The sequence below is a fragment of the Paenibacillus tyrphae genome (genome assembly GCF_027925525.1).
GTDB classification, from domain to species: domain Bacteria; phylum Bacillota; class Bacilli; order Paenibacillales; family NBRC-103111; genus Paenibacillus_G; species Paenibacillus_G tyrfis_B.
In genome coordinates this window covers 91,425-105,249 of the sequence record NZ_BSDJ01000019.1, presented here as the reverse complement: position 1 = coordinate 105,249, position 13,825 = coordinate 91,425, and the positions used below count along the sequence as shown (strand labels likewise).

The 13,825-nt window shown below is 56.0% G+C and carries 12 protein-coding genes; 3 read left to right on the top strand and 9 right to left on the bottom strand.

Features of this window, described 5'->3' with window-relative positions; translation table 11 throughout:
• From carB to pyrR, 5 genes are all read right to left on the bottom strand, one after another.
• The gene (gene carB / locus QMG93_RS22110) at positions 1–3,216 is read right to left on the bottom strand and encodes a carbamoyl-phosphate synthase large subunit (RefSeq protein ID WP_281940286.1); all 3,216 of its coding nucleotides are present in this window, start codon (positions 3,214–3,216) and stop codon (positions 1–3) included.
• Positions 3,203–4,378: a glutamine-hydrolyzing carbamoyl-phosphate synthase small subunit gene (gene carA, locus QMG93_RS22105; RefSeq protein ID WP_281940284.1), complete on the bottom strand. Its 1,176-nt coding sequence runs from the start codon at positions 4,376–4,378 to the stop codon at positions 3,203–3,205. The genes carB and carA overlap by 14 nt, the downstream gene beginning before the upstream one ends.
• Positions 4,379–4,698: 320 nt before the next feature.
• Complete coding sequence (locus QMG93_RS22100) at positions 4,699–5,982, bottom strand: dihydroorotase (RefSeq protein WP_281940282.1); 1,284 nt, start codon at positions 5,980–5,982, stop codon at positions 4,699–4,701.
• Between the two features lie 46 nt (positions 5,983–6,028).
• The gene (locus QMG93_RS22095; RefSeq protein ID WP_281940280.1) at positions 6,029–6,937 is read right to left on the bottom strand and encodes an aspartate carbamoyltransferase catalytic subunit; all 909 of its coding nucleotides are present in this window, start codon (positions 6,935–6,937) and stop codon (positions 6,029–6,031) included.
• On the bottom strand, positions 6,934–7,515 hold the full coding sequence (gene pyrR, locus QMG93_RS22090) for a bifunctional pyr operon transcriptional regulator/uracil phosphoribosyltransferase PyrR (protein ID WP_281940278.1): 582 nt from the start codon (positions 7,513–7,515) through the stop codon (positions 6,934–6,936). Before pyrR ends, QMG93_RS22095 begins: the two co-directional genes overlap by 4 nt.
• 402 nt (positions 7,516–7,917) lie before the next feature.
• On the opposite strand from pyrR, the gene dapD reads away from it, so the two are divergent.
• Together dapD and QMG93_RS22080 are read left to right on the top strand one after the other, a co-directional pair.
• On the top strand, positions 7,918–8,631 hold the full coding sequence (gene dapD, locus QMG93_RS22085) for a 2,3,4,5-tetrahydropyridine-2,6-dicarboxylate N-acetyltransferase (protein ID WP_025853391.1): 714 nt from the start codon (positions 7,918–7,920) through the stop codon (positions 8,629–8,631).
• Positions 8,632–8,707: 76 nt separating this feature from the next.
• Positions 8,708–9,856: an N-acetyldiaminopimelate deacetylase gene (locus tag QMG93_RS22080; protein ID WP_281940276.1), complete on the top strand. Its 1,149-nt coding sequence runs from the start codon at positions 8,708–8,710 to the stop codon at positions 9,854–9,856.
• Between the two features lie 58 nt (positions 9,857–9,914).
• Here QMG93_RS22080 and QMG93_RS22075 read toward each other — a convergent pair whose 3' ends face one another.
• Genes QMG93_RS22075 through lspA form a run of 3 tightly spaced genes read right to left on the bottom strand, consistent with a single transcriptional unit; the run spans position 9,915 to position 12,582 of the window.
• Positions 9,915–11,078: an aminotransferase A gene (locus tag QMG93_RS22075; protein ID WP_281940274.1), complete on the bottom strand. Its 1,164-nt coding sequence runs from the start codon at positions 11,076–11,078 to the stop codon at positions 9,915–9,917.
• A 26-nt stretch (positions 11,079–11,104) separates the two neighbouring features.
• Positions 11,105–12,058: an RluA family pseudouridine synthase gene (locus QMG93_RS22070; RefSeq protein WP_281940320.1), complete on the bottom strand. Its 954-nt coding sequence runs from the start codon at positions 12,056–12,058 to the stop codon at positions 11,105–11,107.
• Positions 12,059–12,060: 2 nt separating this feature from the next.
• Positions 12,061–12,582 (bottom strand): signal peptidase II, encoded by a 522-nt coding sequence (lspA, locus tag QMG93_RS22065; RefSeq protein WP_281940272.1) that lies wholly within the window; start codon positions 12,580–12,582, stop codon positions 12,061–12,063.
• Between the two features lie 117 nt (positions 12,583–12,699).
• On the opposite strand from lspA, the gene QMG93_RS22060 reads away from it, so the two are divergent.
• Positions 12,700–13,470, top strand: a complete 771-nt coding sequence (locus QMG93_RS22060) for a TraR/DksA C4-type zinc finger protein (RefSeq protein ID WP_281940270.1) — start codon at positions 12,700–12,702, stop codon at positions 13,468–13,470.
• A gap of 7 nt (positions 13,471–13,477) precedes the next feature.
• Here QMG93_RS22060 and QMG93_RS22055 read toward each other — a convergent pair whose 3' ends face one another.
• Positions 13,478–13,804 (bottom strand): DUF5665 domain-containing protein, encoded by a 327-nt coding sequence (locus QMG93_RS22055; RefSeq protein WP_281940268.1) that lies wholly within the window; start codon positions 13,802–13,804, stop codon positions 13,478–13,480.
• Positions 13,805–13,825 lie beyond the last annotated feature (21 nt).

Here is a 13,825-nt window from a genome sequence, read left to right as displayed (position 1 = left end):
TTATGCGTGATTCGCAGGCATGGCCGTGGATTGGAAGTAGATGGACTCCAACACGTGCAGCAGCGCGCTAACCGTATCCAGCGATGTCATACAGACGACGCCGTTCTCCACCGCCTCGCGGCGAATCCGGAAGCCGTCGCGTTCCGGCGTTTTGCCCTTCGTCAGCGTATTGACGACAAAGTGCGCTTCGCCGTTGCGGATCAGGTCGAGAATGTTCGGCGAGCCTTCGCTCAGCTTGTTGACACGGTTCACCTGGAGACCGGCGTCCTCCAAAGCCTGTGCCGTTCCGCCCGTAGCGACGATGCGGTAGCCCAATCTTTCGAAGCCGCGGAAGATATCAATCGCTTCGGCTTTGTCTTTATCGGCAATCGTAGCGATAATCGCGCCTGTCGGCGGAATCTTCATGCCGGAGCCGATCAGGCCTTTATACAGCGCTTTGGCAAACGTTTTGTCGCGGCCCATGACCTCGCCCGTCGATTTCATTTCTGGTCCGAGCGTCGTATCGACACGGCGCAGCTTCGCGAAGGAGAAGACCGGTACTTTGACGGATACGAAATCGTCTTCCGGCCACAAACCAGTTTCGTAGCCCATATCGGCCAGCTTTTCGCCCATAATCACACGGGTTGCGACGTTGGCCATCGGAATTTTCGTTACTTTGCTGAGGAAAGGAACCGTACGCGAGGAGCGCGGATTCACTTCGATTACGTACACTTCGTTTTGATAGATGACGAACTGGATGTTGACGAGACCGACGACCTGCAGCCCTCTGGCGATTTTAGTCGTAATGTCGATAATTTTTTGTTTCAGCTCGGCGGATACCGTCTGCGGCGGGTATACCGCGATGGAGTCGCCCGAGTGAACGCCGGCCCGCTCCACGTGCTCCATGATACCCGGGATCAGGACCGTTTCTTTGTCGCAGATCGCGTCGACTTCAACTTCTTTACCAAGCATGTATCGGTCGATGAGTACCGGATGCTCCGGGTTGATTTTGACCGCGTATTCCATGTAGCTGAGCAATTCTTCGTCAGAGTAGACGATTTCCATCGCGCGGCCGCCAAGAACATACGACGGACGAACGAGCACCGGATACCCGAAGCGGGAAGCCATGCCGACAGCCTCGTTCACCGAGGTTACCGTACCGCCCGGCGGCTGTGCGATGTCAAGCTGACGCAGCAGCGCTTCGAATTTTTTGCGGTCCTCGGCCGCGTCGATGTTCTCCAAATCCGTGCCGAGGATGCGTACGCCCGCTTTCGAGAGCGGCGCCGCGAGGTTGATCGCCGTTTGTCCGCCAAATTGGACGATAACGCCGATCGGCTGCTCGCGCTCGATGACGTTCATGACGTCCTCGAAGAATAGCGGCTCGAAGTACAGCCGGTCCGATGTATTAAAGTCCGTAGACACCGTCTCCGGGTTGTTATTGATAATGACCGCTTCATAGCCGGCCTTTTGGATCGCCCATACCGCATGTACGGTCGAGTAGTCGAACTCGATCCCTTGACCGATCCGGATCGGACCGGAGCCGAGCACGACAACCTTTTGCTTCGTCGTTTCCTTGACTTCGTCTTCCGTCTCGTAAGTCGAGTAGTAGTAAGGCGTTGTCGCTTCGAATTCCGCGGCGCAGGTGTCGACCATTTTGTAGACCGGTTTCAGCCCCAGGTCGATCCGGTATGCGCGAACGTCCGCTTCCTGCGTCAAGCTCAGCCCTTTGTCAGCCTCACGACGCAGCTCGGCAACAGCGCGATCGGTGAAGCCTTTGCGCTTCGCTTCGCGGAGCAGCTCTTCGCTCAGCTCCGGCGCAAGCAGCTCGGCTTCGAAAGCGATCAAGCCTTCGAGCTTGTGCAGGAACCACCAATCTACCTTGGTCAAATCCTGTAATTGCTGCACGCTGTATCCACGGCGGAGCGCTTCGGCGATCAGGAAGATGCGCTCGTCGTCCGGCTTCACAAGCCGCTGCTCAAGCGTCTCTTGGTCCAATGTCTCCGCATCTTTCAAATGCAGGCGGTGCACGCCGATTTCAAGGGAGCGGACCGCTTTGTGAATCGACTCTTCGAACGTGCGACCGATGGCCATGACTTCGCCCGTCGCTTTCATTTGCGTGCCGAGCTTGCGGTTTGCCGCGGTAAATTTATCGAACGGCCAACGCGGAATTTTGGATACGATATAGTCCAGCGTCGGCTCGAAGCAAGCGTACGTCTGACCCGTTACCGGGTTGACGATTTCGTCGAGCGTGTAACCGATCGCGATTTTCGCTGCCATTTTGGCAATCGGGTAGCCGGTTGCTTTGGAAGCGAGTGCCGACGAGCGGCTAACCCGCGGGTTCACTTCGATGACGTAATATTGATAGCTGTGCGGGTCCAGCGCAAACTGCACGTTGCATCCGCCTTCGATATTCAAGGCGCGGATGATTTTAAGCGATGCGGAACGCAGCATTTGGTATTCGCGGTCCGACAGCGTCTGACTCGGCGCTACAACGATACTGTCGCCCGTATGAACGCCGACCGGATCGAAGTTTTCCATGTTGCACACGACGATACAGTTATCGTTCGCGTCGCGCATTACCTCGTACTCGACTTCCTTCATGCCGGCGATGCTTTTCTCGATCAGACATTGGCCGATCGGGCTGTAACGAATACCGGAGGAAACAGTTTCCAGCAGTTCTTCCTCAGTGGCGCAGATGCCGCCGCCCGTACCGCCGAGCGTGTAAGCCGGACGTACGATAATCGGGTACCCGATTTCATTTGCAAAATCGAGCGCTTCTTGCACGGTCGTTACGATTGTGCTTTCCGGTACCGGCTGCTCCAATTCGCGCATCAGATCGCGGAACAAATCACGATCTTCCGCTTTCTCGATTGCCGTCAGCTGGGTACCGAGCAGCTTCACGTTTTCGCGCTCCAGCACGCCGGCACGCGCCAGCTCAACCGCCATGTTGAGGCCGGTCTGTCCGCCGAGGGTCGGCAGCAAGCCGTCCGGACGCTCTTGGCGGATGATTTGGGTGACGAAGTCGAGCGTAATCGGCTCGATGTATACTTTGTCGGCCATGTTCGTGTCGGTCATGATCGTCGCCGGATTGCTGTTGATCAGAACAACTTCGAAGCCTTCTTCTTTCAGAGCTTGGCAAGCTTGCGTACCGGCATAGTCGAATTCCGCCGCTTGTCCGATGACGATCGGACCGGAGCCGATCACGAGAATTTTTTTGAGGTTATTATTTTTCGGCATAGTGGAGCTCCCCTTTCGATGCGGATACGGCCGTGCTGCCCGCTTTGTATGCCGCTGCGATCTGCGCCTGACGCGGAAGCTGCGGGTTGTTTTGCTTATGATCGCGGATCAGCTGCAGGAAGTCATCGAACAAGTAGCTCGAATCGAACGGTCCCGGTGCTGCCTCCGGATGGTACTGAACGGAGAAGGCCGGATATTTTTTGTGGCGCAGCCCTTCGATCGTCTTGTCGTTGTTGTTGATATGAGTCACTTCCAAATCCGTGCCCGCGATCGACTCTTCATTTACGGTGTAGCCATGGTTTTGCGATGTGATGTAGCAGCGGCCCGTAGCCAAATCTTTTACCGGGTGGTTACCGCCGCGATGACCGAACTTCAGCTTTTCCGTATCGGCGCCGCTCGCCAGCGCGAACAATTGATGGCCGAGGCAGATGCCGAAGATCGGGAATTCGCCGAGCAGCTCGGCGATCATTTTCGCTGCATGCGGCACGTCTTTCGGGTCCCCAGGGCCGTTGGACAGCAGAATGCCGTCCGGCGCGAGGCGGCGGATTTGCTCCGCGGTCGTGTCCTGTGGCACGACGACGACGTCGCAACCGCGCTTGGTCAAGTCGCGCAAAATGCCGCTCTTGGAGCCGAAATCGACGAGCACAACGCGTTCTTTCGTTCCCGGTGCGCTGAACACGCTCTTCGTGGAAACGCGAGACACTTGGTCGGTCATAAGCGGTGATGCTTTAAGCTGCTCCAGCAGCTCTTCCACACGCTTCTCGGAGGTGGTCAGGATGCCTTTCATGACGCCATGGTGACGGATACGGCGGGTCAGCATCCGGGTATCGATACCGCTGATGCCGATAATTCCGTATTCTTTAAGCAAGCTATCCAGCGAGTACTCGGCTCTCCAGTTGCTAGGCACCATTTCATGCTCGCGAACGACAAACCCGTGAATGAACGGGCGGATCGATTCGAAATCGTCGCGCGTGATACCATAGTTTCCGATCAGCGGGTACGTCATTGTCACGATTTGTCCGCAATAGGACGGGTCGGACAATACCTCTTGGTATCCTGTAATGCCTGTATTGAACACGACTTCGCCAACCGAGTCGCCGGTGCTTCCGAATGCTTTGCCGGTAAACAGCGTACCGTCTTCCAACAACAATCTTGCTTGCATCTGCTGTCATCTCCTTATGTGGTATTCATCCCCCTAAATCCCCCTTTTCAAAGGGGGACCCCAAGGGAGCTGCCCCTGGACCCCTCAAGTTGTCGCACAAGGGGGTATGTAGCTTTGAAAGAGCTGCGACGGGGGATCGCGTTTGTCCGGACGCGCGGAGGCTGACGCCCCCGAGGCCAGCCGGACACGCTTTACGGTGCTGCGCGCAGCGATGTGCGACCCAATCAAGCTGTTCTTTCAACTTCTATAAATAAGGAACTCTGTTCCTTTATTTCCCTAACTATAGGTTCCCCTCGCAGTGGAGGTCTACTCGCCTTTTCCTACTCGGACCAGACGACGTTTCCGCCAACGATGGTCAAGGTCGGCCAGCCTTTCAGGCCCCAGCCCGTGAACGGCGTGTTGCGTCCCTTGGAGAGGAATTCCGCCGGATCGACCTTCTTTTCCGTTTCGAGGTCGATCAGCGTCAGATCGGCAGTTTTGCCGACCTCGATCGTTCCCCAAGGAAGTCCGAATACTTGCGCCGGCAGCTTGGTCATTTTATCGAGCAGAAACTCCAGTGTCCATTGTCCCGTAGCGACGAACTTCGTGTACAAGAGCGGGAAGGCCGTCTCGAAGCCGACGATTCCGAACGGGGCAAGCTGCATGCCGCGCGCTTTCTCTTCCTCACTGTGCGGAGCGTGGTCGGTGACCACGATGTCGATCGTGCCGTCGATCAGGCCCTCGATGCAGGCCTGCACGTCGCGCGGAGTGCGCAGCGGCGGGTTCATTTTCCAATTCGCATCCATCCCCGGAATGTCTTCGTCGGACAGCAGCAGATGGTGCGGGCACACTTCGGCGGTTACTTTAATGCCGATCTGCTTCGCTTGACGGATCAGGCGGACCGACTGCTCCGTGCTGACGTGGCATACATGGTAGTGAACCCCTGTCGCTTCGGCGAGCAGAATGTCGCGGCCGACATGAATCGCTTCGGATTCGTTCGGAATCCCTTTGAGTCCGTGCTTGCGGGCAAACGCTCCTTCGCTAACGGCAGCGCCTTCGACCAGTGTGTTGTCCTCGCAGTGCGCAATAACCGGCATACCGATCGAGGCCGCTTTGGCCATCGCATCCTTCATCATTTGCGCGCTTTGCACGCCTACGCCATCATCCGTGTAGCCGATGACTCCGGCTTCCTTCAAGGCATCGAAGTCCGTGAGCTCGCGGCCAAGCTCGTTTTTCGTGATGCAGCCGTAAGGCAGGACGCGCACGATGCCTTCGGTCTGAGCCTTATTCAGCACGTACTGCACCGTTTCTACCGTATCGATGACCGGCCGCGTGTTCGGCATGCAGGCAATCGTTGTGAAACCGCCGCGCGCCGCGGAGCGAGTACCCGACGCGATATCTTCCTTATATTCGAAGCCCGGTTCGCGCAGATGCACGTGCATGTCGATGAGTCCCGGTGCCAGCAGCTTACCTTGGGCGTCGATAACCTGATGTCCGGCCGTATCCGGCAAGGCTTCCCCTGCGTCGACGATTTGCTCGATGCGCTCGCCATTCGCGAACACATGCTTTTTCTTTAATTCATTGCCTCCAGCCGACACGCTGGCATTCAGTATCCAAATTCCCATGGGAACCTCCGCTTCGTTTCATCTTCGTAGTAGGTTAGGATTCGGTTTAGCTTAGCGCCCGCTCGATGACCGCCATCCGGATCGGCACGCCATGGCTCATTTGCGTAAAAATTTTCGATTTTTCGCATTCCACCAGCTCATCGTCGATTTCCACATTCCGGTTGAACGGAGCCGGATGCATGATGACCGCGTGCGGCAGCATGCGGGCGGCGCGTTCTGCTGTCAACCCGTAGGCGGCGCGATACTCCTCCGCCGATCCGAACAGCGAGCCTTCATGCCGTTCGAGCTGCACGCGCAGCATCATAACCACGTCGGCCTTCAGCGCCTCGTCGATCGAGACGTAAGGCGCATGCTCCGCAAGCTCGGCGGCCTGCATGACCGGCGGCGCGCAGAAGCTTACTTTGGCTCCCAGCGTTTGCAGCGCCCACAAGTTTGAACGCGCCACGCGGCTGTGCTGGATGTCTCCGACGATCGCCACATGAAGGCCGCGGATCTCGCCGAACTGCTTGCGCATCGTATACAGATCAAGCAGCGCCTGCGTCGGATGCTCGTTATTGCCGTCACCCGCGTTGATCAGCGGGACTTTGATTTTTTGCGCCAGCTCGGCCAGCAGCCCGTTGGGCTTCATGCGGATGACGCCGGCGTCGATGCCCATCGATTCGAGCGTTCGCACCGTATCGTAGATCGATTCACCCTTCTGTACGCTGGAGACGGCTGCCGCGAAGTTGAGTACTTCCGTGCCGAGCCTTTTCTCCGCAACCTCGAAGGAGAATCTCGTTCTTGTGCTGTTCTCAAAAAACATGTTGGCGACAAAGCGCCCTTGCAGCTGGTTCGTCACTTTTACCGGATGCTGTTCCCAGTGGGCCGCACGATCGAGGATCGCGTTCAGCTCTCCGGCGCTAAGTCCTTTGGTGCCTAGCAAATGTTTTTCCGACTGTACTTGAAGCTGTGTCATTCGTTTGGCCTCCTCTGTCCTGTGATGACGACTTGATCCACCCCATCCACTTCATTCACCTGTACTTCGATGCTTTCGAGCCGGGACGTCGGAATGTTCTTCCCTACGAAGTCCGGACGAATCGGCAATTCCCTGTGCCCCCGATCCACCAGCACCGCCAATTGAATCATTTGCGGCCGGCCGAGATCCATCAGCGCATCCATGGCTGCCCTTACCGTGCGTCCCGTGAACAGCACGTCATCGAACAAAATGAGCTTTTTGTTGTGAACCTCCAGACGATCGTTCACCTGTTCGCTTCCCGGCGCATCTTCCCGGGTTCCCGATACGGTCGCTTCCAGCACGCCGCTCCGGTCGTCCCGGTATTTGGTCACATCCACTTCGCCGATGGGAGCAGGTATGCCCTCGATCTCCCGGATTCGGTCGGCCACCCGCTTTGCAAGGTAAATCCCCCGTGTCCGGATGCCGATTAACATGCAGTTTTCGAAGCCCTTGTTTTTCTCCAAAATCTCATGGGCGATACGAGTCAAAGCCCGCCGTATCGCGGTTTCATCCATTAACACATGCTCAGCAGACTCCAACGGTCAGGCAACCTCCTTCACCAAAGCTTTCGCGATTTTGACCATAAAAAAACCTTGCCGTATCGGCAAGGTTTGCGCGCACAAGAACAGAACAGGTCACACCGGGACGGACACACCTCACCGGCATCTATGCCGTCGGCGCATCCGCTTGGACCGTTCGATTCGTCGTTCACCTTGCCAGCCTCACGGGACTGTTTTTAAAGGTGCTATTCAGTTACAAGCATTATGCCATGTTCGACACCCGATGTCAATACTCTCCGAATAGCATCCGATTCGACCGGCCAAGGATTGCTAGGGCATGCGTTTTATGCTATAAAAGATGTAGTTCGTGATCTTCGGGACAACGGATCATGCCCGTTTTTCGTTCACGGTATCACTACATAAGGAGCTGGAATCCCGTTTATGTCGATCGAAATGAATACGGAAGATGTCATTAATCTCATTAAAACAAGCAAGAAAAAGACTCCGGTTAAAGTATATGTTAAAGGCGACCTGGAATCCATCTCCTTCGGAGACAATATTCAAGCGTTCATCTCCGGTAAGAGCGGCGTGCTGTTCGGCGATTGGGCGGAAGTAAAAAGCGTGCTGGATGCGGAAGCTGGCAAAATCGAAGACTATGTCGTCGAAAATGACCGCCGCAACTCCGCAGTACCGCTGCTGGACCTCAAAAATATCAATGCCCGCATCGAGCCGGGCGCGATTATCCGCGACATGGTCGGCATCGGCGACAACGCAATTATCATGATGGGAGCCGTGATCAACATCGGCGTAACCATCGGCGAAGGCACGATGATCGATATGAACGCCATTCTCGGCGGCCGCGTGAAAGTCGGCAAAATGTGCCACATCGGAGCAGGCGCCGTTCTCGCGGGCGTAATCGAGCCGCCTTCCGCTCAACCGGTCGTGATCGAAGACGACGTGCTCGTCGGAGCTAATGCCGTTATTCTCGAAGGCGTACGTGTCGGACAAGGTTCCGTCGTCGCTGCAGGCGCGGTCGTCGTGGAAGACGTACCAGAATTCAGCGTCGTTGCCGGTACTCCTGCCCGCGTCATCAAAAAAGTGGACGACAAAACGAAGTCGAAAACGGAAATTTTGAAAGACCTGCGCAACCTGTAATTCAGCGCATTCAAGGCTCGGCGATCAGACGCCGGGCCTTTCTCTTCATTCCCTCATCAAAGGAGGCACCAGCACCATGTCCGTAGCCGTCAACCCGAGCCGCTTTGTCCAAATTCGCAGAGATTTGCATAAAATCCCGGAGCTCGGGTTTCAAGAGTTTAAGACCCAGCGGTATTTGCTCGATTATATCGCATCCTTGCCGCAAGAGCGGATCGAAGTCCGGACTTGGCGAACCGGCATTATCGTGAATGTAAAAGGAACCGCACCCAAGCGCCGGTTCGGCTACCGCGCCGACATCGACGCATTGCCGATTACGGAAGACACCGGGTACGACTTCCGCTCGGAGCATCCCGGCTTTATGCACGCCTGCGGGCACGACCTTCATATGTCCATCGGCCTCGGCATCCTGACGCATTTTGCACAGCAGCCGATCCATGATAATCTGACCTTTATTTTTCAGCCCGCGGAAGAAGGTCCCGGGGGCGCCAAGCCGATGCTCGAATGCGAGGAGCTTCGGGACTGGATGCCTGACGAAATTTTCGCCTTGCATATCGCCCCGGAATATCCGGTAGGCACCGTGGCTACCAAACCGGGCATCTTGTTTGCCAATACGTCCGAGCTGTTCATCACCCTCACGGGCAAAGGCGGACATGCGGCTTTCCCGCACAACGCGAACGATATGGTAATTGCCGCGTGCCAGCTTGTGGGACAACTGCAGACCGTCATTTCCCGCAATGTGAATCCCCTTGATTCGGCGGTTATTACGATCGGCAAAATCGACGGCGGCACGAAGCAAAATATTATCGCCGAGACAGCCCGCCTGGAAGGAACGATCCGGACACTCTCGGCCGAAACGATGTCGCTCGTTAAGTCCCGCATCGAGGCGCTCGTCGCCGGAATGGAGACGGCTTTCGCCTGCAAGGCCGAGATCGACTACGGGGCCAATTACCGGCAGGTGTTTAACGAAGCGGAGGTGACGGGCCAATTTATGAACTGGGTTCGAGATACGAACCATTCGGTGCCGCTTCAATTGATCGAATGTACCGAAGCCATGACCGGGGAAGATTTCGGTTATTTTCTCGAAGCGATTCCCGGATTCATGTTCTGGCTCGGCGTCGGGACCCCTTACGGGCTGCATCATGCGAAGCTGGAGCCGGACGAACACGCCATCGACCTGGCCATCGACCTGATGAGTCGCTTCCTGACTTGGAAAAGCGAACATTAACAAAAAAGCTTCACGTCACCGTCTCTGTCACAGAGAACGGGATGAGAAGCTTTTTTTCCTATAGTCGGCTTACGAATACCTTCAACCGCTCCATCGCCCGCTCCAAAACGTCCATGGAATAAGCGTACGATAGGCGGATATAGCCTTCCCCAAGCGTGGAAAACGCATCTCCCGGCACAACGGCCACCCGCTGTTCGTCCAGCAGTTTCATGGCAAAATCCATGGAAGACAAGCCAAAGCGCTCAATTGAAGGGAACAAATAAAACGCTCCCTCCGGCTTCGCCAGCTCGAAGCCCATCTCGACGAGCCGGTCATAGACGAAGTCCCGCCGCTTCACATACTCGGCTCTCATCGGCAGCGCATCGTCGAGTCCCGCCGTCAGCGCTTCGATGGCTGCATACTGGCTGATCGAGCTCGCACAGGTGACGTTGTATTGGTGAACCTTAACCATGTGCTGCGTCAAATAAGCCGGGGCAAACGTAAAGCCGATTCGCCACCCCGTCATCGAATGCGATTTCGACAATCCGTTAATGACGATGGTACGCTCCCGCATCCCAGGCAGGGAGGCAATGGAACGATGAGGCCCGTCGTAGATCAGCTCGCTATAGATTTCGTCGGAAATGACGAACAGCTCTCGCGATTCAAGCAGCCGCGCGATATCGGCAAGCTCCTCCGCACTCATGACCCGGCCGGTCGGATTGGACGGATAAGCCAAAATGACACACCGCGTCTTATCGGTCAAGTACGGCTCCAGCACTTCCGCCGTCAGCTTGAACCCAGTGCCGCGGGTATCCGCATAAACCGGCACGCCACCGCATAAACGAATGAGCGGCTCATAGCCCGGGTAGATCGGACCTGGCAGGATCACTTCGCTTCCCGGCTCCAATATCGTGCGAAGCGTAATATCCAGCGCTTGGCTCGCGCCTACGGTAACGAGCACTTCCTCCAGCCCTGAATAGCTGAGCCCGTATTTGCGTTCGAGGAACGCCGCTGCGGCCTTCCGGAGCTCCGGTAGACCCGGATTCGGCGTATAGGTCGTCCGATGCTCTTCGATGGCCCGCTCGGCCGCACGCATAATGTGATCCGGCGTCGGCAAATCGGGCTGGCCGATCGTCAGCGTGAGGGCGTCTTTATAATTCGCAACCAAATTGGAAATTTTTCGGATGCCGGAGATTTGAATCTCCTTGACACCCGGGTTAATTAAGCGCTCAAGCTGTTCCATAACGTTCCCCCATGTCCCTGACCTTGTTACCTTGTACGCAGCACTTCCAGAAGCCGCTGCATATCGTCCGGAATCGGCGCTTCGAACTGCAGCTCCGCTCCCGAGCGCGGATGCTCGAATCCGAGCACGGCCGCGTGAAGCGCTTGTCCCTCCATCAGGACCCCTTTGCTCTTGGAAGGACCGTACGCCGGATCTCCCACAAGCGGATGTCCGATGAATTTCATATGCACCCGAATCTGATGCGTACGCCCCGTCTCCAGCTTCAGCTCCAGCAGCGTGTAATCGCCGAATCTCTCCAATACGAGAAAATGCGTCACCGCATGCTTGCTGTTCCGTTCGGTGACGGTATAAAGCTTCCGGTCCTTCGGATCGCGCCCGATCGGCGCATCGACGGTGCCGTTCTCGTGCGGAACGTTGCCATGCACAAGGGCAAAATATTTGCGATTGACCGTATGCGCCTTCAGTTGGGCAGCCAGCCCCGAATGAGCCAGATCGTTTTTTGCTGCCATCAGCAGACCCGACGTATCCTTATCGATACGATGAACGATGCCGGGCCGAACGACGCCGTTAATCCCGGACAAATCCTTGCAATGATACAAAAGCGCGTTGACGAGCGTTCCGCTGTAATGTCCGGGCGCCGGGTGCACGACCATGCCCCGTGGTTTATTTACGACGATAACGTCTGAATCTTCATATACAACGTCCAGCGGGATCGGTTCCGGGGTAAGCACCAGCTCTTCCGGCTCGGGCATGACCAGAGTCATGGCATCCCCTTCGGATAGCTTATAGTTCGGCTTTACCGCGCGGCCGCCAACCTTCACGCAGCCGTCCTTGATCCACTGCTGCACTTGCGTGCGGGACACTTCTTCCTCCAGCGCTTCCGTAATGAACTTATCGATGCGTTCTCCGGCGTCTTCCGGTTCTGCCGTCCATTCGAATCGCTGATCCTGCTCCGACCATCCTTGCTCGGTCACATTCATCATTACGCGTCCCCGCTTTCCAGCTTGTTGGCGGCGTTTTGCTTCGCTTCCTGGCGCCAGCTGATCAACGAATCAACGAAGATCAAGGCGACTCCGACGACGATGGCGGAATCGGCAACGTTAAAGATCGGGAACGGATAGTTCACCGGGATGCCGAAGAAACTGAAGCGGAAGTGAAAATCGAGAAAATCCACAACTTCGCCGAACAGCGCACGGTCGATAAAATTGCCGAGCGCCCCTCCGAGCAGCAAGCTCAGAGCAAAAGGCAGCAGCTTCTTTCCTTCTTTTCGCGTCTTCTGCAAATACCAGATTACCCCAACCGCTACAAGAACCGTAATCGCCAGGAAAAACCAACGCTGATTTTGCAAAATGCCGAAGGCCGCTCCGGCGTTCCGATGGGAGGTGATTTGGAAAAATTCGCCGATAACCGATCGCGATTCCCCTAGCTCCAACCGGCTTACGATAAGCCATTTGGTAGCCTGGTCCAACAGGAGAACGATGAAAGCGTAAATGTAATATCTCAAAATAACAACTCCTTATTGGGCTTGCTGACAACCTGCATACATTTACCTAGCTAAAAACAACGGGCGGCGCGAAACATAACGATACATGCTTGCTTTAATCAAAAGGAGGCGCTTTTCTTGACTAACCTTCCGTTCGAATCCGGTTCATCCGGTCCGCTTACCGGGCAGCAGCTGCAAGCGCTCAAAGCCAAGCTGACGGAAGAAAAGCAATGGCTGGAGCGGCACTTGGAATCGCGTGAGCATATGGGACTCGGCGATTCCATGCGCGTCCAGACCGGAGAGCTTTCCAACTATGACAACCATCCCGGCGATTTGGGCACCGAGATGTACGAACGCGGCAAAGATATCGCCCTTCACGAAAATGCCGAGCACCAGCTTACCGACATCAACGAGGCTCTGGCGCGTATGGAATCGGGAAAATACGGCATTTGCCGGGTATGCGGGCAGCCGATTCCGCACGAACGACTGGAAGCCGTCCCTACAACGGCCTACTGTGTGGAGCATGTACCCGACCCCGATATGTCCCAACGCCGGCCCGCGGAAGAAAAATTTCTTGACCCGCCGTTCGGAAGAACAAGTCTCGACGAACGCGAAGGGCAAACGCAGTTCGACGGCGAAGACGCCTGGCAAATCGTCGAAAGCTGGGGAACGTCCAATACGCCGGCGATGGCCGACGATCCGAACGAGTCTGACAGCTACAACGAGATGCAGATCGAAGCCGACGAATCCGAAGGATATGTCGAACCGTTAGAAAGCTTCCTGGCTACCGACATATACGGCCGTCAGGTTACGGTTGTCCGCAATAAGGCGTACCAACACTATATGCGCAGCGGCGAAGGAGACGGCTTGCTCGAACCCGAGGAAGAGGCTGAAGATCGTTTTTCGTAAGGCTGAGTTAGAATGTCCTTCTTCCTTCCAACTGGTACTGCACATGCTTGACAATATCGGCAATATAATTCCCGATAATAGGCAAATTTAGCACGTTAAGCGCCTGAAGTAGATACAGGATGGTCGAAGCGAATATGGTAAAACCGATCGCAATGCCTACGCCGCGCGAAATCCCGGCAAGCAGGTTGGTCCAAATTAAGCGAATCGGACTGTTCATCAGCAGAACGTAGTCGGCAATTTGCGTCCGTTCGATGTTCGCAGCAATGTCACTCACTTTGTTGTGGACCTGCTCAAGCAGCTTTTCCTGGTCGTCCTTTTTCGTCGTCTGTTCCATTGCGCAACCCTCCCGGGGTTC

What these genes read in the sequence shown, in the direction of transcription:
- QMG93_RS22055 (WP_281940268.1), bottom strand. Translation starts at nt 13,804, where the DNA reads ATGGAACAGACGACGAAAAAGGACGACCAGGAAAAGCTGCTTGAGCAG.
- carB (WP_281940286.1), bottom strand. Translation starts at nt 3,216, where the DNA reads ATGCCGAAAAATAATAACCTCAAAAAAATTCTCGTGATCGGCTCCGGT.
- dapD (WP_025853391.1), top strand. Translation starts at nt 7,918, where the DNA reads ATGTCGATCGAAATGAATACGGAAGATGTCATTAATCTCATTAAAACA.
- QMG93_RS22070 (WP_281940320.1), bottom strand. Translation starts at nt 12,058, where the DNA reads ATGAATGTGACCGAGCAAGGATGGTCGGAGCAGGATCAGCGATTCGAA.
- QMG93_RS22080 (WP_281940276.1), top strand. Translation starts at nt 8,708, where the DNA reads ATGTCCGTAGCCGTCAACCCGAGCCGCTTTGTCCAAATTCGCAGAGAT.
- QMG93_RS22095 (WP_281940280.1), bottom strand. Translation starts at nt 6,937, where the DNA reads ATGACACAGCTTCAAGTACAGTCGGAAAAACATTTGCTAGGCACCAAA.
- QMG93_RS22075 (WP_281940274.1), bottom strand. Translation starts at nt 11,078, where the DNA reads ATGGAACAGCTTGAGCGCTTAATTAACCCGGGTGTCAAGGAGATTCAA.
- QMG93_RS22100 (WP_281940282.1), bottom strand. Translation starts at nt 5,982, where the DNA reads ATGGGAATTTGGATACTGAATGCCAGCGTGTCGGCTGGAGGCAATGAA.
- carA (WP_281940284.1), bottom strand. Translation starts at nt 4,378, where the DNA reads ATGCAAGCAAGATTGTTGTTGGAAGACGGTACGCTGTTTACCGGCAAA.